Source organism: Desulfobacter hydrogenophilus (genome assembly GCF_004319545.1).
In the GTDB taxonomy this organism is placed as follows: domain Bacteria; phylum Desulfobacterota; class Desulfobacteria; order Desulfobacterales; family Desulfobacteraceae; genus Desulfobacter; species Desulfobacter hydrogenophilus.
The window spans coordinates 4,783,027-4,807,704 of record NZ_CP036313.1 but is presented as its reverse complement, the minus strand read 5'-3'; the positions used below and the strand labels follow the sequence as shown (position 1 = coordinate 4,807,704).

The window sequence follows — 24,678 nt, the reverse complement described above, 5'->3', positions numbered from 1 at the left end:
AGGGCATGTCGTTAGAATTTATAGGTCAGTCCGGCATAAGCGCTACGAGGGACTTCCACAGGATAACTGAATGCTTCCTGGACAAATTCAAGGTGGCTGTCCTGGAGCAGATTTTGCCCGGTCAGGAAAAATTCCAGATCCGGCCGGATTTTCCATCCCAAGCGCAGATCCAGGGTTACGTAATCGTCAATTTCATAGATTAGAGTGTCTGAAAATACGTCATTTGCTTTTGTTTTGCCCACATATCTAAACCAGGCGTCCAGGGTCAAATTTTTCGTTAAATCAAACCGGCCCCTCAAGGAAATTTGATGTTTTGTAAAACCAAAATCGATTTCAAAATCCTCGTCATTATCATAATCATGGAATGTCAATGAATAAGCAAGGGTCCATTTGACTTTCCTGCTTGTGGCCAGATCCACGGAGATCTCTGCCCCCCAGGATTGGGCATTGGACATGTTGCTTAACCCAACATCCTGAATAAGCATTTGGCTCTCGTCGTCAAAATAGGCAGAACCCTGCGGTGAATATATCCTTAGATTTTGATAATCATTGAAAAACAGCGCCAAATCAATTGAGAGGTTTTGTTGCGGGATAAAGCGGTATCCTGCTTCCCATGACCACAGTGTTTCTGCCGATTGATCCTTATTGTTTACGAATCTGGTATACAAAGGGAACGGGCTGCCGGTGATATCCGTTCCAGAGAGATAGACGATCGCATCGGCTTCAATTCGGGAGGGAATCCGGGTGGCCCGGGAAATGGCCGCCCACACCCTGTGGTGCTCACCGGGCGTCCACAATAGCCTCGTGGAAGGCTGAATTTCAAGGCCGGTATAATCGTTGTGCTCAAATTTTGAACCAATGGTCAATTTAATTTTATCCTCAAGTAAAGATATCTCATCTTGGATAAAGGCCGAGTATAGAAGATTTCTTTTGTTGATAGGATCCATATATGCAACTTTTGAGCCTGAATAATCATCATATAAATGGCGCAGCCGAAGTCCCCAGATAATATCATTCCCCAAACCCAGCCCGAAGCGGTGCTGAAATTCCACATCAAAGTTGTGCCGGTCTTCGTTGAGCATATCCTCGGAACGATGCATCACATCGTAATACATCTGCACAGACATTTCCGATGTCCCGGAAAGTATCTTTGTCCACCGGCCCATGATATTACCCCCAAAGACCTTTGTTTTTACGGGAAATTCATCCATGTATGGCGACGCCTGACTGTAAAGATAGAGGTCCTGGTGGATATGCCCGTCGTAGATATCTCCCTGGAGTGTGAAATCGTCAGCCGAAGACATTTGGGCATCCATGCGGAACCCGGCCTGATTGATCTGCCAGTCGTCACTTGCATTTTCTCCGGAAACACGATCAAATTCATCCCTGGCCCTGTGTTTGGCGTAAATCCGCCAGAATTTGTCTTTACCCATGCCGGCCCCATATCTTGCGGCGACCATATTTTTTTCTACTGATCCAGCAGACGCCTGTAAAACCCCCCCCCTGGGTATCATCGGCACGCTTGGTGATGATATTGATCACCCCATTGACAGCATTGGATCCCCAGATGGTCGCTCCGGGGCCGCGGATCACCTCAATGCGGTCCACATCCTCAAGCAGCACATTTGTTACTTCCCAGTAAACGCCTGAAAAACTGGGGGTATACACACTGCGTCCGTCAACAAGCACCTGAAGACTTGGGGAGAACCGGCTGTTAAATCCCCTGCAGTTTACTGCCCATTTGTTGGCATCAATGCGTGCCACATTCACGCCCGGGGCCATGCGCAGGGCATCAGGAATACTGGTGGCACCGGACCGTCTGATATCCTCCCGGGTGATCACGAAAATTGCGGCCGCACTATCAGACAGCCGTTGGCTTTTTTTACTCACGGACGTTACTTTGATGTCCATGAGTTCTTCAATGGAAAATTCAGTTAGGTCCTGGTCCTGTGCGGCTGGGCATCTGGCAGGTAAAATAAGGAATAGACCTGGTAGAAACAAAAGCGGCAGAATTATTTTTTTCAGGAAAACGCGTAACACCCGAATCCTCTTTTTTAGATTATGAATAATTTTGTATGAAACATCTATAATCTGAAGCAATAATTACATATTTAACGTCAACACCTTTTCTTGTCAATCAATTCCGGGATGTTCACCGTTATGATATTTTTTCAAGCAGGGCCTGGTAGGCGTTGTTAAGTTCCACAAACCTGTCGTGGCTACCGCCCCTGTCCGGATGATGTTGTCTTGCAAGACGCCTGAATTTTCGGGCGAGATCTTTTTTATCCATGGTTTCCAAGCTCTTGGCCGTGAGATTAAAGATTTTGAATGCCTGGGATAGCGCAAGTTGCCGGGTGGCCGCAGGCGGCTTAAACCCGCGACTTCTTTGACGGAACTGGAAATCTTTAACCATATCATCCAACAGCACCGAATCCCCGTAAGTGTGATCAAAAAACATGACGGCATACCGGATCAAATATTCATGCAGCCGGCTGGTCAGTCCGAAAAGTTCCTTATTCAGCAGACATAACTCCTGGATAAAAAATGCCTCTACTTTATCCTGGTCCAGTGCATGGGGCATCTGCTTGGCCATGAACCCTTTGAAAAAGCGATGGAGATCAAGCGCCGTATAAATGTAGGATTTAAGATCTTTTCTTTTTAAAACCCGCTCCTGGTCCATGAAGCCTTGTTCAATTTCATCCCGGGATTTGTTGTGTAACTGCCTGAAAATTACTGCCGGCATATTAACCATGGGCCCCTGGTCCATGTTGCCGAATTTAAGAAAATGGGCCCGGCGTTTGTCAAAGGCATGAACCTGTCTTGCAATGGTCTCTTTCTGCGCCCGGGTCATCGGCGTATACTGCTTAAAGGCGCGTTGCCTGAATGTCTGGGTGGCCCTGCGGATGGCGGGTCGCATAAAAGGCCGGAACAGGTCTTCAAACTGGTCGCTGTCAAAGGTGCCGGCCAGACTTGAAATCCTTGATTCCAGATCCGGATTTAAGTACCAGGCATTTCCGCCGGGATAATCAATCCAGGCTCCGGGGCAGGGACCTATGTCAAAAATGTCCCGGGCCACTATCTGTTCACCCTGTCTGACAGATTCCCGGAGGATATAGGTGGTCTGTCCGTTTTTTTTTACTTTTGCCAGATACATGGTTAGCTGTGTGCCCCTGGATTTTTATATGCCAGGGTCTCCAGTTTGATCAGGTTGTAACGTCTTTTACCAAGGCCGATCTCCTGGGCATACGCAAGTTGGTGTTCCCAGTCCACGTGCGGATAAAGTCCTTTGAATTTGTCCTCCCCCGGGTCCAGGTGGGTGGTCAACACCGAAGAGGCAAGACCCTGGGCCTGGTTAACAAGGTCTGCACTGGCCTGGTCAATGGCTACGGGATCACAGGATGCCACCACGCCGATATCGTTGCAGATGGGAGCCTCGGCATAGGGTAGGCAGTCACATTTCGGGGAGATATTGGTGATAAAGTTAACAAACAGGCATTTCCCGGTTTTATCTTTCAGTACGCCGGCGGTATATTCCATCATTTTTTCAAGAAATACGGGGACATCCTGGTTCCAGTTGATGTTGATGGACTGGGTGGGGCAACGCACAATACATTCGGCACATCCGATACAGGCCGTTTTATTCATATAGGCTTTTTTGTTCTCAATGGTTATGGCCTGCCCCGGGCAATGTTGGGCACACAGGCCGCAACCAATGCAGGTTTTGCGTTTGATTTTAGGACTTACATTGGAATGCTGGTCCAACTTGCCCCGGCGGGATGCACATCCCATCCCCAGATTTTTAAGGGTGCCGCCGAATCCGGACAGCTCATGTCCCTTGAAATGGGCCAGTGACACTAGGGCGTTGGCATTGATGATTTCCGACCCGATAAATACTTCCTTGTTGTGTTTGAGATTCACCCTTACAGCAGTCTCGCTTTTTCCGAACAGGCCGTCGGCAATGATCAACGGGGCTGCATCCATGGATGAATATGAAAATCCATTTTCCACAGCGGTTTTGATATGGGAGACTGCATCAGAGCGGGTGCCCACGTAAAGGGTGTTGGCATCGGTCAGAAAAGGTGTGGCGTCTGCTTTTCTGATGGCCCGGATAATTTTACGGATAAGGACAGGGCGGATATAAGCCGTATTTCCCTGTTCACCGAAATGCACCTTTACAGCGGTCAGGTCATTTTTGTCCAGGATTGCGTGAAGCCCTGCCGTGGTTACCAGACGTTCCAACTTGGCAGGCAGGTTTTCCCTTGATGTGGCGGTTATGTCCATGAAAAATACATCAGCACCCATTAAATTCTCCTTTTTTACGTTATTCTGAGTCCCTTAACCTCATAAAGATAAAGTATCCATCATGGAAATTCAATACAGGTGAATGTTGTTGATTGCTTTTGGTCGCGGTTTTGATTAAATTCTCTAAATATGCTTGCCCCAGCCGGGATTTGACTTGGCTGTTCGGGCATGCTAAAAGGGCTTCCACCTATGCAGATGGTAACAATATATTCATGACACCTGGTATATCAAAAAAGCTTTTTATTTTTCTCTTTTTTTTTATCTTTATATTTTATGGCACAGTCTATGGCCTGTTTATGAAGGTTCGGGAAATGTCCGATACCTCTGCCCGGATTGTGAGCATCAGCAACCGGATTGCGGTATTGTCCAATGATCTTAAAAATAATCTTCTTGATATGGACGCCAATATCAAGAAATTGAAACTGCTGGAAAAAGATGTTTATTTTGACTATTTTGGAACGGCCAGGCGCAATTACCAAAAGGTGCTTGTCGAGATCATTGGGCTGGATGCAAGGCGGGAAACACCTGCGGGATACTGGCGTAACATTGATCGGGCCTTTGGTGGCTATATCAAGTCGGATGTATCCATGGAACAAATTATGAGTGAGGATTATACCTGGATTGATGCCGATGTGATGGACCAATGGATGGACACCATTGCCGCGGTCAGAAAGGACAATGAAGACAAAATTGAGCAGGCGCTGATCCTGATTAACCGTTTAAGCCGCCAAGTGATAAGAAACTGCATAATCGGGTTTGGTATTTCAATACTGGTGGGCGTTATGGGCGTTGGGTTTATTTCCAGATCCATTATTGTTCCCCTGAATAAATTGAAATCCGGGCTTAAGCGGGTCTCTGATGATAATTACACTTATGAGATGGATATTACTTCCAACGATGAATTTGGGGAGCTGGCTGCGGCGTTCAATGATATGAACCGGCAACTTAAAGCCGATGACGAAATTCGTTCGGATTTTATTGCCACCTTAAGCCATGAAATCAGAAGTCCCTTGTCTTCCATCCGTGAATCTGTGAATTTGTTGACCGAAGAGGTTCTTGGGCCGGTCAATGAGAAGCAGAAGAAATTTTTAACCATCTCCGGCAATGAGATTGCCCGGATTACAGGCCTTTTAAACCACTTGCTGGATGCGTCCTTCCTGGTTTCAGGTATTAAGAAAAGACAGGTTGCCCCTTTTGATCCCAACCAGCTTGTGCAATCCGCTATTTTAAGTATTACGCCCGGGGCAAAGACCCGGGGCATCCGCACGGAATTTAAGGCCCTTGGACAGGCGCCCATGGTCAGAGGCGATGAAAAGGAAATTATGCAGGTCATTATAAATATCCTGGATAATGCGCTGAAATTTTCACCGGACAACAGCCGGGTGGATATCCGTTTGACCCGTGGACCGGGAAAGCATTTTCTGACATGTGGTATCAGTGATGAAGGGCCGGGGATTCCCGACGATAAAAAAAATTTGATTTTTAAGAAATATTACCGGGCCAGGGAGGTTCGCAAACACATGGACGGGGTAGGGCTTGGTTTAAATATTGCCCGGCGGATTATTCAGGCCAATGGCGGAAAAATTTTTGTGGAGAATAAACCGGATAAAGGGTGTACTTTTTCCTTTACTTTACCAGTGTTTTAATAAAGGGTATTGAAATCGACGATCTCTTTTACAGAAAATAATAGTCAAAATGAGACTTCGTTTTCAACACCTTTTAATAAATGAATCTTAAGGATTTTTTTATATGCGGTTTTTATGGATATCTGATTTTTACCTGAAATTGTTTATGGAAAGAGTGCTCAAGCGTTTCCTTCTTGTTTTCAGGGCCCTGGTTCTTATCGGGTGTATCGGGGTGTTTTTCAGCGGGTGCAGCATGATACCTGTCTGCACTGTCGTTTGCCGGAATACGATGGCAATACAAGGTCAGGAGGCATATTTAAATGAAGATTATACCCTTTCCCGTCAGATTTTTTCACAACTTGCTTTAAATGAACGTGATGCACAATGTCAGGCAGTCGGCCATTATGGAAATGTTTGTCTTGACATGGTCCTTGCCGAAAATGCCCCGGCCTTTAGAGTCGCTGTGGAGCAGCTTCTGCTTTTGCCTTCACAACTGCCCTGCCGGATTTCAACTTCCGGGGGCCAGTATCCTTCTGGACGGGAAACCGTTTGCAATCCGCGGTCAAAAATGCACCCCGGGATGCTGGAGAAAGCCCTGGCCCACGGTATGGTCTTGCTCGAATCCGAACGGTCGGGTATTTTGAAAAAGCTTAATGCGCTTTATACCAGAGAGGAAATTTATAAAAAAGAGCGTCTTAACATGCAAAAAAAAATTGATTCCCTCGGGCAAAAAACAACAGCCTTAGAAGAGCAGAACATGGAGCAGGAGTTACGGATAACTGATCTTTTGCACCAGATAACCGTGCTTGAAAAAATTGATAAGGAACGGCAGGAACAAAGGGAGAACCAGTGACGGCAGCATATAAAATACTCATTGTTGACGATGACCCCAATATCCTGGAAGTCTTGGAGGAAAGGCTTTCCGCATCCAACTTCAAGGTCTTGAAAGCAAAGAATGCAGCAGGGGCTGAACAGATTCTCAAAGCGAAGAAGGGCATAGATCTTTTGCTTTCAGATATAAAAATGCCGGGAAAAGGCGGAATGGAGTTATTCACTGATATACGTAGGTCCCTGCCGGATCTGCCTGTGATTTTTTTGACTGCCTACGGCACCATACCGGATGCTGTGGATGCTATAAAATTGGGCGCTGCCGATTATATTTCCAAGCCTTTTGACGGTTTGGAACTGATTGAAAAAATCAATGCTGTGATAGCCTTGCGCGGCACAGGTGTCGGCACGGGACCTGTGCCTCTGTTTGAATCCGGATTTTACTGGGGAAAGTCCGCTGTCATGAAGCATCTTTATACCACGGTAAAAAAGGTGGCTGTCACCGAGGTCAACGTGCTAATTCTCGGGGAGAGTGGGGTAGGTAAGGAGTGTATTGCCGGATGTATTCACAAAAATAGCCCAAGAAAAAAACAGCCTTACATGGTTGTGGACTGTGGATCAACGCCGGCAGGTATCCTTGAAAGTGAATTGTTCGGCCATCTGAAAGGGGCGTTTACCCATGCCGTAAAGGATAAGGTCGGGCTTATCGAGGCCGCGCACTCCGGGACTCTTTTCCTGGATGAGATCGGCAATATCTCCCATGACATGCAATGCCGTATGTTAAGATTCCTGGAGGATAAAAAAATCCGCCAGGTAGGCGCGGTAAAAGAAACATCTGTGGACTGTCGGGTGATTGCCGCGACCAATGCCGATCTTGCCCAGGCCATTGATGAGGGAAGCTTCCGACAGGATCTGTACTATCGGCTCAAGGGAATCACCCTGACCATTCCGCCTTTGCGGGAGCGAAAAGAAGATATTTATCCTTTGGCCGAGTTCTTCGCCGGCAACTATGGCCAGATACACGGTACTGATCAGTTACGTATTTCCGATGCCGCAGTTAAAGTGCTGGAAGAACATCCCTGGCCCGGCAATGTCCGGGAATTGAAAAATACCATTGAAGCCGGGGCTGTTCTGTGCCAAAATCAGGTTATTGAACCATGGGACCTTCAGATTGAAAGCATCAGGGCAAATGCGGTACTGACTTCAGATCTGCCCAATTCCCAGGCGTTTTCCATTGCACAGAGTGAAAAGGATACCATTATAAGGGCCTTGAAAGAATCAAGGGGAGTTCAAAAAGATGCGGCCGATCTTTTGGGTATCAGTAAACGGGCCATGCATTATAAGGTCAGAAAGTACGATATTGATCCTACAGTCTATAAATAAAGTAAAAAGGCGTCATGGTTACGAAATGAGGAACACGGGAAAAAATAAATCCTCTATTTTATTTGCCTCCTTATCCGTATTTTTCGTTGCGACTCAGTGCACCAGGAACAATATGATGACTGGGTTGCATCTTGAATACGAATAAAAATCGGCGCAAAATCTGTAACATTTATTTTTTCCGAGTACCTAATCTTCACGGGTATCAATTTTGTTCGTATCATGTTTTTGGAACAATCACTTCCAGGCGTTTTTTGATACCAAGATGCAATTTTCGTAACTTTTAACACCTTTTTGGTAACCGGATACCTGCTATTTGATAGGGGGGTTTTTATCCTGAAAATAACCTTTTAGATCTGCCTGAATTTTTTTGTGTTTTTGGGGCAGGGGCGGATGGTACATAAGTTGCTGACGTTCTCATTAAATCCTAATTGAATTTGAAGATATAAAAATAATAGTTATGTGTTTTGTAAAAGTTTGAAAAGGAGGCTATTGATCAGTGAAGATGCAACAGGAGGACAATATGTATTTCAGTGCTGAATTTCAACTGGATAATCCGGGAATTTTTTATCAGTTCAAGTTGAGAAAAAATGAATCAGAGCCTTTTTTCGCTCTGGTGACAAAGCACTCAAGGGCGTTGGAGAGTCTTAAAAGCGGTGACCTTGTTCCCATGATTTTTCATTACCAGGACAAGACCATTCCTGCAGTTCGTAAACCTACTCGCATTAAATATATCCTTGACGGTACACCCAGTGGATTTAAAGATCACTTTATGATCGGTTTGGACATTGAAAAGGTCGGTGAATAATTTATTTTCTCAATGCTCCAGGCAGATTAAGATCAGACTGCCTGGTAAACCGGGTCAGTGTGCCAATTCCCACCAGAGGATGGGTACAGTAGGGTAGATGATCCATCAAAATTCGGCATGGGCGAAGGGGATCGGTGGTTCTTTGATCCTTCGCCCGGAGTGTTGTGATTGCAGAAATTTGCACCCGGGTGTTTTGTCTGACCCTATGGGCAAATATCACCCGTATCATGATAGGCCCTGCAATGGCTGTAACGGCAGCGCTTGTGAAAAGGATCGCATGCCAGATTTCAGGCAACTGCCGGATGGTGGGAGCCGGGGGTAGTCCGCTGAAATTACGGGTTACAAGAAGGCATGCAAGAATGAATACAGCCGGACCTGTCATCAGCCAGTAAAGAGGCTTAAAGGGGTGCTATTAGTTTTAAACGTTTTAAATCAGAAACCATGGAAAAATTAGGATTCCGGGCGGGAAGCATCCTACCCAGAAAGATTATTCATTCATTCGTATTTATAATCGTTTACATTGATTTTCACCGTTGCAATTTTGATCAGGCCTTCAATAAAAATCCAGACAGCCAGCACCAGACTGATGCCGTTCACTGTTTGCAACAGTACATTGTGGTTGGCGCCATATGTGGTCTGATTCAGGAGAAGCGCCCAGATGGTCAGCACCATCATGGCAATGGCCGGTCATACAAAGGGACCTGTGCCGGCAATGGACGTAAAAATATGCCCAAAGATCACCTCTTTTTTAGTGGGCACATAATTCACCCCGTCTTCCATTTCTACGGCAGGGATACCTGCTTTCTGGGCCAGGTTGAATATCTTTTTGCCGATGTATCGACCGTAAAGGTTGTACATGATAAGATACCCTGCAAAGGATAGGATCATGATTGATAAAGCGTTTATGTTTGCGTTCTCCTTTTTGGTTGATTAAAATAGCCCATGACATGTATTGCAAAATTCGATAAAGCTGTTAAGACCCTTGAGGAGATCTACGCCTTGTTTGACACGGCTATGGCTGCATTTCCATTTGCCTGCGCAAAACAGTGTGCAGACTGCTGTACCTGTAATGTCACGGCCACAGGTCTTGAAATTGCCTATATCCAAGACCGTCTGGATGCCGGGGCGCTGGACGATATCCGTGTGCGGCTGGACCGTGCCGGGCAAAGCCGCCGGTACCGGCCTCTTCAGACCACCAACGGATTTGCTCTGGCCTGTATGGAGGGCCGTGATGCCGATGAGGAAGAAAACGATCCGTCCTGGGGAACCTGTCCTTTGCTTGAAGATGGGATTTGTTCCATCTATCCTGTCCGCCCCTTGGGGTGTCGGGTGATGATGTCCACAACCCCTTGTCGGCAGACAGGGCAGGCGGATATGCCCTTTCTTGCATTAACCATAACAACTATTTTCATGCAGTTTGTGGAACATTTGGATGCAGGTGGTGTATACGGCAGCTTCCTTGATCTGCTGGAATATGCAGGAAAGAATGCCTTGGGTTGTAATCGATTGAAGGAGAATGACAAGATTTCCGAAATCGCCCAAAATTTAAAGATTCCTGCGCTTATGATTCCGCCTGAGCATGTCGAAAAGACCCGAACTCTTGTTCAGTCTCTTGGACGCATGATCCGGGAAAATGACAGCTCCTCAACTTGACTTCACCCGTAAGAATGGGTTAAAGCATGCCTGCATTTAAAATATATAGCACCAACCTAATTATATACGAGAAGGAACAACCATGACGAAAAACGTGGTAGAAAGCATTGATGATTTGGTGAAAATTAAGACTGTTCTGGTCAGCGTATCCGATAAAAGCGGACTTGCGACATTCATTCCGGAGCTGCTTGGGATCAATCCGGATATCATCATTTTATCCACCGGCGGAACCTATTCCAAAATAAAAGAGATTCTTGGATCTGATGCCCAAGACAACCTTAAACAGGTCTCTGATTATACCGGCCAGCCCGAAACCCAGGGAGGGCTTGTTAAGACCCTTGATTTTAAAATTTATCTGGGCCTTTTGACTGAAACTTATAATACTGCCCACCAGAATGATCTGAAAAGAACCCATGCGCTACCCATTGATATGGTTGTGGTCAATCTCTATCCATTTGCCCAGACCATTGCCAAGGAAAATGTTACCCTGGAAAATGCCCGGGGCAATATTGATATTGGTGGGCCGACCATGATTCGGGCCGCTGCTAAAAATTTTATCCGGGTGGCCTCGGTGGTGGATCCCAAATCCTATGACGGTATCCTGGACGTTCTTAAAACAAAGGACGGGGCTTTGGGGCTCAAAGACCGATATTCACTTGCATCCAAGGCTTTTGAGCATACCGCCCAGTACGATCGGGCCATTGCTGATTACCTGACTGGACTTTCAAAACAAGACGTTCAATTGTGTTATAAAACAGGGGAATGATATGAGCACAGATCTTAAAAAAATGTATAAAACCATAATGGATGACCATTTTACTCCGGCCATGGAAATTTCCTTTGTGAATGGAGATAGCCGGCAGACCCTGTTTTATGAAAAGGCCTCCTGGATTATTGATGGCGTGGAAAAGGGCCTTCGTTACGGGGAGAATCCGGGCCAGGAAGCCGCATTATATCGGCTGGTAAATGGGAATTTGGCACTCGGAGACGCAAAAACCATCGTGCCGGGTAAACATCTTGTGTCCGATATTGAACTGCTGCAATCGGGTAAACACCCGGGCAAAACCAATTTAACGGATGCAGACAACTCCCTGAATATCCTTCGGTATTTTACGGATACCCCCTGTGCCGTCATTGTTAAGCACAACAATCCCTGCGGGGCTGCCCGGGCGGACAGCCTGGAACAGGCCTATGCCAAAGCCTATATGGCAGATCGTATCGCGGCGTTTGGCGGATGCATTGCCCTGAACAAGGCCGTGGACAAAGCAACCGCCGAAGGCATTGCCGATCAGTACGCTGAAGTGGTGGTGGCTCCGGAGTTTGAGGATGGGGTCATTGAGATTCTGGGTCGGCGGAAAAATCTGCGTGTGATCCGGATCAACGCCATGGACAAACTACAATCCTTTATTGGTGAGCGGGTGGTGGATTTCAAAAGCCTTATGGACGGCGGCATTGTGGCCCAGTGGTCATTTGTGCCCAAGACACTCAAAAAAGAAGATCTTTTTATTGCTTCCACAGACTACAAGGGAACAACATATAAAGTAGACCGGGTACCCACGGACCAGGAATACGAGGATATGCTTTTTGGCTGGCTGGTGGAGTCCGGTATTACGTCTAATTCCGTAATATATGTCAAGGACAACTGCACTGTGGGTATCGGCACCGGTGAACAGGACCGGGTGGGGGTTGCGGAAATCGCCGTGGACAAGGCCTATCGCAAATTGTGTGACCGATACTGCTTTGAACGCTACAATATTTCATTTGCCGACATGACCGATGAAGATAAAAAAGCCGAAATTGAAGCGGATGTGGCAAAACAAAAGGGTGGGCTTATTGGTTCTTCCATGATCTCAGATGCTTTTTTCCCGTTCAGGGACGGCATTGATGTGGGTTTGCGACAGGGGGTAACAGCCATTATCCAGCCCGGCGGCTCCATGAATGATTACCAGTCCATTGAGGCCTGCAATGAAAATGGCGCCAGCATGGTATACACAGGCCAGAGAAGTTTTAAACACTAAACGTCAAGATGCTTCCAAATTAAAACAAAGCCATGAAGAGCATGAAGATTTATTTTCCGGTATATATTTTTCGTGTTCTCCATGTTCTTCATGGTAAACAACAGTCTCAGCTCAGCTTGAGTGTATGAACATTGGGCTTAGACAGCAAATAGCGTCAACTGACCGCGCCGTGCATCCGCATGCTGGATTGTTACTTGAATCCGGTCTCCTGATTTAAGTTTGAGCCCGGATGTCGGTAGCCTGGATTCAAGCATGAATTCCTTGAGCAAAACGTTGTAATGGTCCCTGTATGCATCAAGCACCAGTCCTTCAAAGCTTTCTCCTCTTAAATCCTGCAGATATTTGATCACCCAGTAGCGTTTACGGGCTGCCTGGATGCGTCCCGTATTGGACACAGCAACGGAAATAGATGCAAGGATATTGTCAAGGTCCTTGGATGAATAGGGGGTGCCGATACCTAATATCGCTTTGATCTGGCGCTGGGTAAGCAGATCATGGTAGCGCCTGATGGGGGAGGTGGCGGTAACATAGGCAGGTACCCCAAGGCCTGCATGCGGCTCGGCATGGGTGGTGATAACAGCCCGGCTTAATTGTTTGCGCTGGAGGAAATTGGGCATTAGTTCCGTTTCAATACCCTTGAAAATACGTTGTTTAGGCTGAGCTTGGGAGCGGAAAACCCCAGGCATGTCGTTATTTTTTAAAAATTCAGCCATCAGGGTGTTGGCCAGAATCATCATCTCTGAGACCAGCATCCTGGACGGATTTTCCCGGTCCACTTTTGTATAATGGATATTTTTATTGTCATCCAGCCATACATTGACCTCGGGCAGGGTGATCTGGATGGCCCCGGCTTTGAGCCGTTTTTCCCGCAGTACGGTTGCCATTTTGTAAAGTGTAGTGATGGGGTCGTTTTTACCGTTTACAATATTGGCCTCGGTATAACTCATCTGCTGGTGAACCTTGATCACCGAAGGAACAATTTGATAGTCCTGTACTTCAAAAAAACGGTTCATCTGTACCAGGGTTGAAACCCCCGGCCGCAACTGACCCTCCTTGAGACTGCACAGATCTTCGGACAGACTGGGTGGAATCATGGGCAGTTTGTCGTCGGGCATGTAAATGGACGAGGCACGCTCCCTGGCGGCCATATCAATAGTGTCCCCGTTACGGATGCAGGCCCCGACATCAATAATATGAATGCCAAGCCGATATCCGTTTTCCGTTGTTTCAAGGCTGATGGCGTCGTCATAATCCTGGGTGGACTGGCCGTCAATGGTAATTAAGGGCAGATTTGTCAGATCCTTGCGCTTGGGATCGTTATATACCAGGGGGGCAGTTTTGCACAGTTGGTCAGCTGCCTGGCTCTCCTTGGTTGAAAATGAAGTGGGAATTTGCAGGGATAACAGGTCCAGGTTTTCATCCACATCCCAGATACCGGCTTTTACAAAAAGTTCAAACAATCGATCAGGGGAGCTAAGGCCTGCTTGTTTGATGATTTTTTTTGCTATAAATGCTTTTTCTGCATCATTGCCGAAAATATAATAGTCTTTTAAAATTTTCAGGAGAACAGGATCCTGTTCTTCACTGACATCATCTTGATCCCGAAGCCGGACCAGCCAATCTGCGCCTTTTGTGATTAGGGCATTCTTTCGTTCTTCATCCCTGATTTGCCGTTTTTTTGCCTCAACCTGAGCTTGTGTGAAAGGTAAAAAAATTACTTTGTTAAATTTGAAATAGAGGCGGTCATTAAAAAAGGCTCGAATAACGGCTGCTTCGTGATCTGGGGTCAAAGGGGGGTCAAAGCAGAATAACGTCATGGCGGAAATATCAATTTCCTGGGGATCATCATGAAGGATTTCCCATAAACCCTTGATATCAATAGACGCTGATAGTTCTCTGCGGGTTTTTGTTACCTGTTTGAGGTGGGATACCAAAGTTGTTTTGGGCAGTCTTGTATCCAGCTCTGTCTCGGAAACATGTGCAAGACGTTTTTCGGAAAAGCTGACTTCCCGACTGTTTTCATTGAGCAGCCGAAGTTTTCCTTTTGCTTCACTTAAAATAACCGCAGAAATAATTTTTTGCTGGTCTATATATTCAACAATGTTGCCAATATTCATGCAGGGACAATAGCAGGAAGGTGCATTAAAGTCAAATCCGGCAAACAAAGGTAGCACCTTGAAAACAACCTGTTTTTCAAGTAAGATAGCTATTATGACAAAGAAAAATACCAGGAAAAATAAACAAAAATTAAAGCATAAAAAGGATCTGCCTAAGCTGGCATCGGACACAGATTTTATAGAAGCATTTTTAATGGATGGCGAAGAGGATTTAAAAGAAAATAAGGAGAAGTTAAAAAATTCTGTTGAACCCAAAAAAAATTTAAATAAACATGGCCTGCCTTTTCTGGATGATTATGAGACCTGGATGAATAAAAATATTGGCCACCATACGTCATCTGATGATAAGACTGCAGAACAGGGGCTGACAGCGCCTGAATCCAAAGAGCCGTTTTCAACCCTGCTGAAAGCCTTTCTTGAACATAATCGTCCCCCCCGCCATACACCTAAGCCTATGCCCTTGAAACGAAGGCTCAAGCGTTACCCGCCACCCGAAGCAAATCTTGACCTCCACGGGTTCACAGCCATCGGCGCCCAGCTCAAAGCCCGCTCTTTTATTTCAAGTGCCCATGTTCAGGGTTTTTTTACACTGCGCATTATTGTGGGCAAAGGACTTCACTCCGAGGGCGCTCCTGTGCTTCCCCATGTGGTGGAGGACCTGCTAAAGGAGATGAAAAAGGAAAATATTGTCCTATATTTTAAATGGGAGGGCGCAAAGAAATCAAAATTCGGTGCCGTGCTTGTTTATCTTAAAAGGTTTGATCATTAAATCTGGGGTAGTCACTGGTTAAGCTGGTATTTTTTAACTGCCTTGTTGTGGTCTTTCAGGTTGGTTGAAAATTTATGCGTGGAGTCGTTTTTTGATACAAAGAAAAGGTAGTTTGTCTGGGCAGGATACAGGGCTGCCTTTAGGGCTTGGGCGCCTGGATTGGCAATGGGTCCGGCCGGAAGTCCATTTATCTTGTAGGTGTTATAGGGTGTGACACGCCTTAAATGTTTATATCGAATTCTTCCGTGATAATCAGAAATCCCGTAAATTACTGTAGGGTCACTTTCAAGTCGCATCTGGCGTTTTAGTCGATTATGGAAGACCGATGAAATGATAGACCTTTCTTTCCCATTGCCGGTCTCCTTTTCAATTATTGAGGCAAGGATGATAACTTCATGGACGCTTAAGCCTATCTTTTTCGCTCGGGCTTTCCACTTGTCATTAAATGTTTTGTTAAAGGTATATATCATTTTTTTGATTAAGGTTTTACAGTCGGTCTCCTTGGAAAAAAAATAGGTATCCGGAAACAAATAGCCTTCTAATGTCATACCCGGTAATTCCAACTGATTGATAAATTCAAGATCATTGCATAAAGATAAAAATTGCTTCCGGGAACACAAACCGGCTTCCTGGGCGAGCGTCGAAATTTCTTCCATGTTCAGCCCTTCGGGGATCGTTAGCCGGTATAGTTTGTTCTTACCTAACGTTAGAATGTTTACGATGGTTTGTGGGCTCATACCGGTGTTCATTTCGTACTCTCCGGCCTTTATCCGAGTCGTTGCCTTTTTTATTCGGACATAAAGTTTAAATGCAATTAGATTTGAAATTAAATCCTGGTCTTTAAGATTTTGGGCTATGATGGATAAATGTTGGCCGGAAGATACCGTGAAGGTAACCGGTTGAGAACGTGTCCCTGCGGGGGCCTTAATAAAAAAAAACATCCAAAGCATAGCGGCACCGGCTACCGCAGCAAAGCACACACAGAATATAGCCGAAAACAAGACGGTTTTTTTTATCTTTTTATGGGGCTTATCCGGCTTTTTTTTTGGCGATTGGTCCTGTTTCGGCATTTCAATTTTTTCTTGGGAATCGTTTAATTATGTGTTTGTCTTTAAGCGTTGAAATTAAAACGGGTCTGCCGCAAATGCGGTCAGACCCGTATGTTTAACTTTTTCTTGGTGCCAAATTATTTGGCAATGGGAAATTCTGTATCAGGATTGTAGCAGATCCTGCAACAGTTCAGACAGCGATCGGCCTCGGCAAGAGCCTGGTCTTCGGGCAGAACCAGATCGACCTCAATCATTGAATCCAGCCTCTGGCTAACCGGTATTTCCGGCATTTTAGCCCGTTTGCTGGGCGTTATGCCGTCAACTTTTTTGAAAATAGATTCAGGGATTCTTTTTCCTTGTAAGGAATTTTCGACCGGTTCAACCGGTTTTCCTTTCAGGAACAGGTCAATGGAGCGGGCTGCACGCCTTCCGCCGCCAATGGCAGTAACAACAAGGGAAGGCCCGGTTGCAGAATCCCCCCCAGTGAAAATATATGGGATTGAAGATTGCAGGGTTTCAGGATTGTTGTCAATGGTATTCCAACGGGTCATCTCCAGATCTTTCATTCTCGGAGTTGAATCATTGTCCTTAAAAGAGGGGTCCGGTGCCTGACTAATGGCAGAGATGACCATATCAACATCCAGTACCGTTTCAGACCCTTCAATCGGTATAGGCCGCCTTCTACCGGATGCATCCGGTTCACCTAGTTCCATCTGCAGGTATTCAAGGCCTTTAACTTTGCCCTCATCATCTCCAATGACCCGTGTGGGGGCTGCAAGGAATACAAAATCAATGCCTTCCTCTTCTGCTGCAACAATTTCCACTGCATTGGCAGGCATTTCATTCCGGGTTCTTCTGTAAACAATGTACACTTTTTCAAGACCCAGCCGCATCAGTGTCCTGACGCAGTCAATGGCACTGTTTCCACCACCGACGATAGCAGCGCTTTTCCCTAATTTCATTTCCTGACCACTAGCAAATTTCGAAAGCCAGTCAATTCCCTTATAGCATCCGTTAAGGTCTTCCCCTTCAATGCCAAGGGCATAATCTTTCCAGGCACCAATTCCCATGAAAACGGCGTGGTATCCCGTGGCTACCAAAGAGCTTAGTCCAAAGTCTGATCCGAATTTAACTTGGGTAAAGGCATTTATTCCTAAATCGAGAATTCCCTGGATTTCCCAATCCAGAACCTTTTTAGGAAGTCTGTACTCTGGGATGCCGTATCTAATAATACCGCCAAGTTTTGGCATAGCGTCAAAAATATCGACTTGATGACCGATCCGTCTTAAGAAATATGCACAGGAAAGTCCGGCAGGTCCGCCGCCAATTACAGCCACTTTTTTACCGGTATCAGGGGCACAGGTAATCGGGATCCGGGAACCAGAATTCATTTCATAGTCAGCAACAAAGCGTTTGAGCTGGTTAATGGAAACCGGTTCATCCTCAATACCTCTTCTGCACATATCTTCACAAGGATGAGGACATACCCTTCCGCAGGAAAGGAGAAGGGGGTTTCTCATGCGTATGGTCTGAACCGCTTCGTCATATTTACCGGCTTTTATTTCACTGATATATTTTGGAATATTGATTTCAGCAGGACAAGTCTGGGAACACGGTGCCAAAGCACCTTGCTCCTGGTTGAATTCCATTAGTTTTTCGCTCAGGGTCTTGACTTGAATAATATCTTTGGGGCAGGCTTTCTGGCAGGCGCCACAGCCAACGCATTTATTGTCATCAACCACGGGATAACCATTCGGTCCCATATGAAGCGCACTGAACTGGCATGCCTTGATACAGTCCCCAAGACCAATGCAACCAACTGTACAAACCCTGTGTCCGCCAAAGACAGCGGCCATGGCTTTGCATGATGACACACCCATATAATGGTACTTGTTAGCAGCCCGGTTGCCGCCCTCGCACATGTTGTAGGATAACGGAGCTTCAGCAGCACCCGCATCCACACCCATGATACGAGAAACAGCTTCAACCCCTTCTTTGGAATTGATAACGCAAACGGTTGGGGGTTCCTTGCCTAACACAACGGCTTCTGCGGCTGCAGAACAACCCGCATATCCACAGCCACCGCAGTTGGCGCCTGCAAGATTGTTTTCTACCTGTGCAATTCTGGGGTCTTCATACACATAAAAGATTTTGGAGGAAAGACTGAGCACGATGCCGCATGTTGCGCCAATGCCCAGCATTAGCAGTATAGCTGGAATCATACAATCACCTTATATTATTTTTTGTGTTAAACTAAACCATGCCCCTGAAGACGGTAAAGATCAATGCGATCATGCCGGCGGTCATAAGACCAATGGAGGTATCCTGTAAAGGTTTGGGCACCCTGGCGAGGATGACCCGTTCCCTGACGCCTGCAAACAGAACCAGGGCAAGACCAAAACCCACGGCATAGGAAAACGAGGACACCAAGGCTTCAATAAAGCTGTATTCGTCCTTGATGTTGATCAGACACACGCCCATCACCGCGCAGTTAGTTGTAATCAGTGGAAGAAATATGCCCAAGCCTGCATACAGCCCCGGGATACTCTTTTTTAAAAACATTTCCACGAATTGAACCAGAGAGGCTATAACCAAAATAAAGGACACAGTCCGTAGAAATTCAACATCCAGCGCTTTAAGTAGATACGTGTCTACGATCCAGGTTATCATGCCTGCCATGACCAGAACAAATACAACCGCCATGCCCATGCCCACAGCAGTTTCCATCTTTTTGGAGGTACCCAAAAAGGGACAGTTGCCTAAGAATTGAGCAAGGAGAATATTGTTGATGAAAATGCAGCTAATTGCCAGAACAAATAAATCACCCATGTTATAAATCTCCTTACCTTATTTTTGTCCGATGAGGTTCATCAGGCAGAGCATCAGGCCCAGGCCGATAAATGCGCCCGGAGCTTCAACCATGAATTGAAAGGGAATATAGCCATGCCCGATTGTAAACAGCGGGGTACCGCCCCACACGGTCAGGGTGCCTGCACCGATAAGCTCGCGTACCGCCCCAAGGGAGGACAGTGCTAAGGTAAACCCAATACCCATGCCAAGACCGTCGGCAGCAGACGGCAGCACGGTATTTTTTCCGGCAAATGCCTCGGCCCGGCCAAGTACGATACAGTTTACAACGATTAGAGGAATGAAAATACCCAGTTTCAGGAACAGTTCATACATATATGCCTGCATCATGAATTCCACGATGGTTACAAAGGTGGCAATAATAACGATGTAGCAGGCAATTCTGACCTTGGTGGGGATTATATTTCTAAGCATGGAGACTAAAATGTTTGAGAACAAAAGGACAAAGGTAGTCGCCACTCCCATACCGATGCCGTTCTCACACGTTTTGGTCACGGCAAGGGCGGGGCATAGCCCAAGGACAAGGCGGAATAGAGGTATCTCAACCCAAAGTCCTTTTGTGAATTCTTTTACCAGGGATTGTGCCATAATTATCTCTCCTGAACGACCTTATTAATTCATATGTTTAACAATTTCAGGTTTCAGTTTCTTATATAAATCCTGGGCTGCCACTGCGGCCTGGCTGACACCAACGGATGTCACCGTAGCCCCGGACATGGCATCAATGTCGCCGCCCTGGTTTTTTATACCAAAATTTGATGCCATGGTCATGCCGGCAAACTGGGTGACAAAAGAGAGGTCCTCTTTGGCTCTGGAACCGATACCCGGTGTTTCAGAGTGGGTGGTCACCCGAACGGCAATGATTTCATCGGTGTCAAGGTTTACACCCATCATCAACCCGATGGGACCGCCGAATCCGGTTCCTTTTGCTTCAAATGCAACAGCTTTTACCCCATCTGTCAAAGTGGTTGGAAAAACCTGTAGTTCAATGCCTTCAGCCTTGACGTTAAATCGTTCTTGGATAGGGTCATTGGTGGCATCCGCAAAAATTGCTTCGATGGCAGGCGCTTTTTGAAATTTAAGTACCTGTTCTTCAATTTGAGGCTCAGTTTTCACCTTAACAGCTGCCAGGAGGCCGCCGGATACTGCCGTAAGAACGGTTAGCACCACTATCATACTTAACATCTCACGCATTGGATACCCCCTTTCCAAGTGCTTTGGGTCTTATTATATCAATCAGCGGATTGATAAGGTTGATCAACAAGATGGCCAGGACCGTTCCGTCCGGATAAATACCGATATTGCGGACCAGGATAACCATAAATCCACCTAAAAATCCGTAAATCAGCATAGGAATGCGATTAACTGGTGAAGATGAATTTTCCACAGCCAGGAAGAAGGCACCTAAAAGGGTATACCCTGCAAACAGGTGAAACAGGGGGGGGGCATATGCGTCGGGATGGAGCGCAAAGAAAATTGTTGCGGTAATTAATACCCCAGCAATGAACGCCACTACAATTTCCCAGCGGGAATAGCCCGTTAGCATCAAATAAATTCCGCCTATGATGATGCCAAGCCCGAAGGTGGAACCAATACCGCCTACTTCATTGCCCATGAGTAGATCATAATTGGAAAATGAGGCCAGAGCGGATGTGCCCTGGGATTTCAGCGCGACCAAGGGTGCAAGGGCAGTAAAATCAAACTGGTACGATACATAAGCCGTATCAAAGTCTAAGAAAGCGGGCCAGGACATCGTGAGAATGGCAATACCGACCAGCGTTGGGTGGAAAGGATTACCGCCGGTACCACCAAATACAAATTTTCCCAGGATTACTGCTATAAATGTGCCGGTGATTACAACCCACCAAGGCATTGTGGCCGGAACCATCATACCGAACAGCAGGCCGATGACTGCGGATTCCATATTGCCTATGGCCATTTTTTTCTTGGAGAGGACCGACATGATTACTTCCCAGAGCATGGCTGATGACGTCGCAAGGGTCAACACCCCTATAGCAGGCGCACCAAAATGTAAAATACCGAAAAGTGCGGCCGGTATAAGGGCGATAATGAAATTCAGATTCTGTTGAAACAGGGTGTCTCCGTTATGCCAGAAAGGGGCATGGGAAACGATCAGTTTAGTGTTTGTCATTGGCTTTCTCCCACCTTTCAAGCATTTTCACGAAGGGTCAACAGTTCATGTTTACCCAAGCGGATATACTGATATAAAGGAATCCTGGCCCTGCATACATAGCCGCAAAGTCCACACTCGATACAGGACTCCAGATCGAACCTGTCTGCTGCTTCTTCATAAAGGTTTGCTTCAAGATACCGAACCAGCAGGTTCACGGGTATATTGGCCGGACAGACGCGGATGCACTCACCGCAATTAACACAGGCATTGTCCGAAAGTTCCGGAACAACATCCCTGTCTTGAACAATAATTGTATCCATATCCGGAACCACGGGGTGATGAACCGTATAGGTGGCATAGCCGCGCATGGGGCCGCCGATGATGATCCGGTCCCGTTCATTGATCTGAACATTAAAACAGGAAAATATTTTACTGATCGGTGTACCGATGGTGGCCTTGACCCGACATCTTTTTCCGCCTTTGTCAATCAGGGTAATGATCTTATCGAACACCGGTTGTCCGGTTTCGTAAGTCCGGGCAAGGGAAACCAATGCCTCGGGGCGAATAAAACAGACACCCTCATCTTCAGGGGTCGCACCGGGTGAAAGTTCCTTACCCAAGTGATCTTTCATTACCATGGCGGGCAAATTAGATGGGTATGTATCAGACGTTCTGAGTACATTAAAGCCATCAAGATCTACCTGGGCTGAAAGATTTTCAGGCACGGTAATGCAGATTCGGTCGGCCCGGGTTATCGCCTTAAGAATTTTGGCCCCGGCGACCATCAGGCCTGCATATGCGGTGCAGACAAATTGACAGGTATCACACAAAATATCTGTGTCTGCACCTGTCACGACAATGGTCCTGATATTATAGTTTGGGTTTGTCAGGGTTGAAACGGGCAATGCCCCGGGGATTTGTCCAAGATAATCGGCTGCAAACTCAAGCGTTTGTACCAGATCTGTCTGGGCCCATTGATCATCGCCTTTGGCCGATGGGTCAGGCTTGACCAATATATAGGTCGCTGCGTTGCCGAAGTCATCGGAATAGGAATCAAATCCCTTAATCGTACCTGCAACAGGAGATAAAACATAAGGTATGCTGTCATCGTAGAGTTTTAATTTCTGCCCTTTTTTGACAGCATCTCCCGGGCCGATCAGAGCCTTTTTTGCGCTGTCAATTTTTTCAGGCAAAAGAAGGGTAAGACTGCCAGGTACTGCAATCTCATCTGCGGATTGCACAGACGTATCAAGCAAATCATACGTCAGCCTGGGTTTGGATAGAGCGAAAAGAGATCGTTTAATCATAATTAGTCCTTAAGTGTTGTAAAAGTCTTAAGCCAAGCCTTAAATTTATTCAGGTCAATATCTGTCATCCTGAAAAAATTATTGTGCGTGACATGCATTACATTCTACCGGACCCGCACCATAATCTTCATGGCATCCCTTGCACTGGGCGTGGAATGCGTCAGCCCTTGACGGCATGTCTTCATCACCTTCTTGCTCATGGCACTCGCTGCAGTTGTAGATTTCGCCATCTTCGAGGTTGTGATGGCAGTCCAGACAATCTAAAGAATAATCGTCTGTGTGCATGAGATGAGTGAATAAAACTTTGCCTGCTTTGTTCTGAAACATCAGTCTGACTGGATTATCCGGAACAGGTGAGGAAAAGGACGCGTAACATACAATCCCTGTGACTAAAAGAACGATCATGATCCATACAGCTATTTTCAGGTCGCGTTGTGATGTCATAATTCTTCTCTCAATATTTTAGGGGTTAGAGTTTAACGACGAACCCACAACTGGAAGCGTATATAGTATATTGATTTTAGATTTACAAGGAAAAAGTGGTGTAAATTTGTTTATTACAAAAGGTGTGATTTCTATGAACTGAGCGGGCTTTTTTTTCTAACGAGAAAGGGTTTATATTTGTCTTTTTTTGACATGCCTGCTTGTTTTTTTCTAATAATAAAAAAAGCGACTGCAAATAGTAAGAAACCAAAACCCATGGAAAGGGCGGATCTGCTCATTTCCAAAACAGGGGCAAGGGCATCCCCGATCAGTGCTCCAATGATGAGCAGTATAATTGGGAATACATAAAGGAGGAAACTTAAAAAAAGCATGGGTGCTGAATTAATGCCCACAATCACGCGGTCTCCTTTTATTACACCAAGCGTGTTTGATAAAATAACCGTCATTTCTTCAGAAGGGTGATGGCTGACGCCGCAGGAATCCTTTGAAGAACAGCTTTCGCAGGCTGCCGAGCGGGTGGTTTTAATCCAGGCTGTTTCAGGTGTAGCGTGGGTGACAATGCCGTCTTCAGTAATCATGATATGCTCTTATGAAAAAGGGGTTCATGTTGGTCTTTTAAGGCTGCAAAAAAAAGCAGACAGGGCCAAGCCCCTGTCTATGCCTATCAAGTTTAATTCGTCATTATATTAATGTCAGGCGATAACGTCAAGCTGACTACCCTGCCGGCCCGGAAGAGACTGGGTCTGCGGAGTCTGCCGAATTTGTTCAGCGGTTTGCTCCTGATCTTTTTTGACCGGGTCTTCTGTGTTTTGAGCCTGCAGTGTTAACGCTTGTTGTGTGATCTCAACTTGAAAGGCTTCTTGAGAAGCCTGGGGGCTTTTCTCAATGGGTTCAACGCCTGTTGCTTCCTTATAATTATTCTGCTCAGAAGCCGTGTTCGTCATTAGCGCATTGGCTGTGTAAGCGTTCATTCCTTGAATACTGTCAATATTCATTTGGCGTCCTTTCTTTGCTGAATTTTTTTTTGTTACAAGTGAAGAATAATCTTAAGAAAAGAGGATGTCAAATTTTTTATTGAATCTGCTTGACAAAGGAATCTGACTGGGATATAACCCTCGAGTCTTCATTGAGAGACGCTGCTCCCCAGTAGCTCAGTTGGCAGAGCGAGTGGCTGTTAACCACTAAGTCCGCGGTTCAAGTCCGTGCTGGGGAGCCAACCTAAAAAGATTATCCCGACAACCTATGGTTGTCGGGTTTTTTGTTTTTAAGCTTCGGTTGAAAGAAAGTCCTTCCTCGCTAATAAATTTAAATTTTCATTGTTGACATTTCCTGAAGTGTTATGTAATTTAAAATTATTAGTCTTATCTAACTTAATT

At 46.0% G+C, this 24,678-nt stretch carries 26 protein-coding genes and 1 tRNA gene; 9 read left to right on the top strand and 18 right to left on the bottom strand.

What is annotated here, in order from left to right; genetic code table 11:
* Positions 1-11: 11 nt before the first annotated feature.
* From EYB58_RS21390 to EYB58_RS21380, 4 genes are all read right to left on the bottom strand, one after another.
* A complete protein-coding gene (locus EYB58_RS21390) occupies positions 12-1,460 on the bottom strand; it encodes a TonB-dependent receptor plug domain-containing protein (RefSeq protein WP_242637475.1) in 1,449 nt (482 codons plus the stop codon).
* Positions 1,426-2,040: a TonB-dependent receptor plug domain-containing protein gene (locus tag EYB58_RS24320; protein WP_242637474.1), complete on the bottom strand. Its 615-nt coding sequence runs from the start codon at positions 2,038-2,040 to the stop codon at positions 1,426-1,428. Before EYB58_RS24320 ends, EYB58_RS21390 begins: the two co-directional genes overlap by 35 nt.
* 118 nt (positions 2,041-2,158) lie before the next feature.
* Complete coding sequence (locus EYB58_RS21385) at positions 2,159-3,154, bottom strand: DnaJ domain-containing protein (protein WP_111958597.1); 996 nt, start codon at positions 3,152-3,154, stop codon at positions 2,159-2,161.
* 2 nt (positions 3,155-3,156) lie between these two features.
* The gene (locus tag EYB58_RS21380) at positions 3,157-4,302 is read right to left on the bottom strand and encodes a DUF362 domain-containing protein (RefSeq protein ID WP_111958599.1); all 1,146 of its coding nucleotides are present in this window, start codon (positions 4,300-4,302) and stop codon (positions 3,157-3,159) included.
* A 311-nt stretch (positions 4,303-4,613) separates the two neighbouring features.
* Here EYB58_RS21380 and EYB58_RS21375 point away from each other — a divergent pair, with 311 nt between their 5' ends.
* The 4 genes from EYB58_RS21375 to EYB58_RS21360 all read left to right on the top strand — a co-directional run bounded on the left by EYB58_RS21375 (position 4,614) and on the right by EYB58_RS21360 (position 8,943).
* Entirely contained in the window at positions 4,614-5,948 is a 1,335-nt protein-coding gene (locus EYB58_RS21375) for a HAMP domain-containing sensor histidine kinase (protein ID WP_242637473.1), read from the top strand.
* Positions 5,949-6,051: 103 nt separating this feature from the next.
* A complete protein-coding gene (locus EYB58_RS21370; protein WP_111958601.1) occupies positions 6,052-6,780 on the top strand; it encodes a coiled-coil domain-containing protein in 729 nt (242 codons plus the stop codon).
* A complete protein-coding gene (locus EYB58_RS21365) occupies positions 6,777-8,138 on the top strand; it encodes a sigma-54-dependent transcriptional regulator (RefSeq protein ID WP_111958603.1) in 1,362 nt (453 codons plus the stop codon). Before EYB58_RS21370 ends, EYB58_RS21365 begins: the two co-directional genes overlap by 4 nt.
* Positions 8,139-8,640: 502 nt before the next feature.
* Positions 8,641-8,943, top strand: coding sequence for a hypothetical protein (locus EYB58_RS21360; RefSeq protein WP_111958605.1), 303 nt, complete (start codon positions 8,641-8,643; stop codon positions 8,941-8,943).
* A gap of 1 nt (position 8,944) precedes the next feature.
* On the opposite strand, the gene EYB58_RS21355 is transcribed toward EYB58_RS21360, so the two are convergent.
* The 3 genes from EYB58_RS21355 to EYB58_RS21345 form a co-directional block, all read right to left on the bottom strand.
* Complete coding sequence (locus tag EYB58_RS21355; RefSeq protein WP_111958607.1) at positions 8,945-9,325, bottom strand: hypothetical protein; 381 nt, start codon at positions 9,323-9,325, stop codon at positions 8,945-8,947.
* 113 nt (positions 9,326-9,438) lie between these two features.
* Positions 9,439-9,618: a hypothetical protein gene (locus tag EYB58_RS21350; protein WP_111958609.1), complete on the bottom strand. Its 180-nt coding sequence runs from the start codon at positions 9,616-9,618 to the stop codon at positions 9,439-9,441.
* A gap of 12 nt (positions 9,619-9,630) precedes the next feature.
* On the bottom strand, positions 9,631-9,834 hold the full coding sequence (locus EYB58_RS21345) for a carbon starvation CstA family protein (RefSeq protein WP_423201864.1): 204 nt from the start codon (positions 9,832-9,834) through the stop codon (positions 9,631-9,633).
* A 51-nt stretch (positions 9,835-9,885) separates the two neighbouring features.
* On the opposite strand from EYB58_RS21345, the gene EYB58_RS21340 reads away from it, so the two are divergent.
* From EYB58_RS21340 to EYB58_RS21330, 3 genes are all read left to right on the top strand, one after another.
* Complete coding sequence (locus EYB58_RS21340) at positions 9,886-10,596, top strand: YkgJ family cysteine cluster protein (RefSeq protein ID WP_111958611.1); 711 nt, start codon at positions 9,886-9,888, stop codon at positions 10,594-10,596.
* 82 nt (positions 10,597-10,678) lie between these two features.
* The gene (locus tag EYB58_RS21335) at positions 10,679-11,362 is read left to right on the top strand and encodes a hypothetical protein (RefSeq protein WP_111958613.1); all 684 of its coding nucleotides are present in this window, start codon (positions 10,679-10,681) and stop codon (positions 11,360-11,362) included.
* A gap of 1 nt (position 11,363) precedes the next feature.
* On the top strand, positions 11,364-12,614 hold the full coding sequence (locus EYB58_RS21330; protein ID WP_111958615.1) for an IMP cyclohydrolase: 1,251 nt from the start codon (positions 11,364-11,366) through the stop codon (positions 12,612-12,614).
* A 137-nt stretch (positions 12,615-12,751) separates the two neighbouring features.
* Here the strand turns inward: EYB58_RS21330 and EYB58_RS21325 are convergent, their stop codons facing one another.
* Positions 12,752-14,788, bottom strand: coding sequence for a ribonuclease catalytic domain-containing protein (locus EYB58_RS21325; RefSeq protein WP_242637471.1), 2,037 nt, complete (start codon positions 14,786-14,788; stop codon positions 12,752-12,754).
* Between the two features lie 37 nt (positions 14,789-14,825).
* On the opposite strand from EYB58_RS21325, the gene EYB58_RS21320 reads away from it, so the two are divergent.
* On the top strand, positions 14,826-15,500 hold the full coding sequence (locus tag EYB58_RS21320; protein WP_111958672.1) for a Smr/MutS family protein: 675 nt from the start codon (positions 14,826-14,828) through the stop codon (positions 15,498-15,500).
* 11 nt (positions 15,501-15,511) lie between these two features.
* Here EYB58_RS21320 and mltG read toward each other — a convergent pair whose 3' ends face one another.
* The 10 genes from mltG to EYB58_RS21270 all read right to left on the bottom strand — a co-directional run bounded on the left by mltG (position 15,512) and on the right by EYB58_RS21270 (position 24,297).
* Entirely contained in the window at positions 15,512-16,570 is a 1,059-nt protein-coding gene (mltG, locus tag EYB58_RS21315) for an endolytic transglycosylase MltG (RefSeq protein WP_111958617.1), read from the bottom strand.
* 116 nt (positions 16,571-16,686) lie between these two features.
* Complete coding sequence (locus EYB58_RS21310) at positions 16,687-18,771, bottom strand: FAD-dependent oxidoreductase (RefSeq protein ID WP_111958620.1); 2,085 nt, start codon at positions 18,769-18,771, stop codon at positions 16,687-16,689.
* Between the two features lie 31 nt (positions 18,772-18,802).
* The gene (locus tag EYB58_RS21305; RefSeq protein ID WP_111958622.1) at positions 18,803-19,378 is read right to left on the bottom strand and encodes an electron transport complex protein RnfA; all 576 of its coding nucleotides are present in this window, start codon (positions 19,376-19,378) and stop codon (positions 18,803-18,805) included.
* A gap of 18 nt (positions 19,379-19,396) precedes the next feature.
* Positions 19,397-20,005: an electron transport complex subunit RsxE gene (gene rsxE / locus EYB58_RS21300; protein WP_111958624.1), complete on the bottom strand. Its 609-nt coding sequence runs from the start codon at positions 20,003-20,005 to the stop codon at positions 19,397-19,399.
* Between the two features lie 24 nt (positions 20,006-20,029).
* Positions 20,030-20,611: an RnfABCDGE type electron transport complex subunit G gene (gene rnfG, locus EYB58_RS21295; protein WP_111958626.1), complete on the bottom strand. Its 582-nt coding sequence runs from the start codon at positions 20,609-20,611 to the stop codon at positions 20,030-20,032.
* Positions 20,604-21,569 carry an RnfABCDGE type electron transport complex subunit D gene (locus tag EYB58_RS21290; protein WP_111958628.1) on the bottom strand — a complete coding sequence of 322 codons (966 nt, stop codon included), beginning with the start codon at positions 21,567-21,569 and terminating at the stop codon, positions 20,604-20,606. The genes rnfG and EYB58_RS21290 overlap by 8 nt, the downstream gene beginning before the upstream one ends.
* Before the next feature lie 17 nt (positions 21,570-21,586).
* Entirely contained in the window at positions 21,587-22,858 is a 1,272-nt protein-coding gene (locus EYB58_RS21285) for a 4Fe-4S dicluster domain-containing protein (protein ID WP_111958630.1), read from the bottom strand.
* A 78-nt stretch (positions 22,859-22,936) separates the two neighbouring features.
* A complete protein-coding gene (locus EYB58_RS21280) occupies positions 22,937-23,302 on the bottom strand; it encodes a cytochrome c3 family protein (protein WP_111958632.1) in 366 nt (121 codons plus the stop codon).
* Between the two features lie 131 nt (positions 23,303-23,433).
* Positions 23,434-23,880, bottom strand: a complete 447-nt coding sequence (locus EYB58_RS21275; protein ID WP_111958634.1) for a SoxR reducing system RseC family protein — start codon at positions 23,878-23,880, stop codon at positions 23,434-23,436.
* A 114-nt stretch (positions 23,881-23,994) separates the two neighbouring features.
* Positions 23,995-24,297 (bottom strand): hypothetical protein, encoded by a 303-nt coding sequence (locus EYB58_RS21270; protein WP_111958636.1) that lies wholly within the window; start codon positions 24,295-24,297, stop codon positions 23,995-23,997.
* 145 nt (positions 24,298-24,442) lie between these two features.
* On the opposite strand from EYB58_RS21270, the gene EYB58_RS21265 reads away from it, so the two are divergent.
* Positions 24,443-24,518: transfer RNA gene (locus tag EYB58_RS21265), tRNA-Asn, on the top strand.
* Positions 24,519-24,678 lie beyond the last annotated feature (160 nt).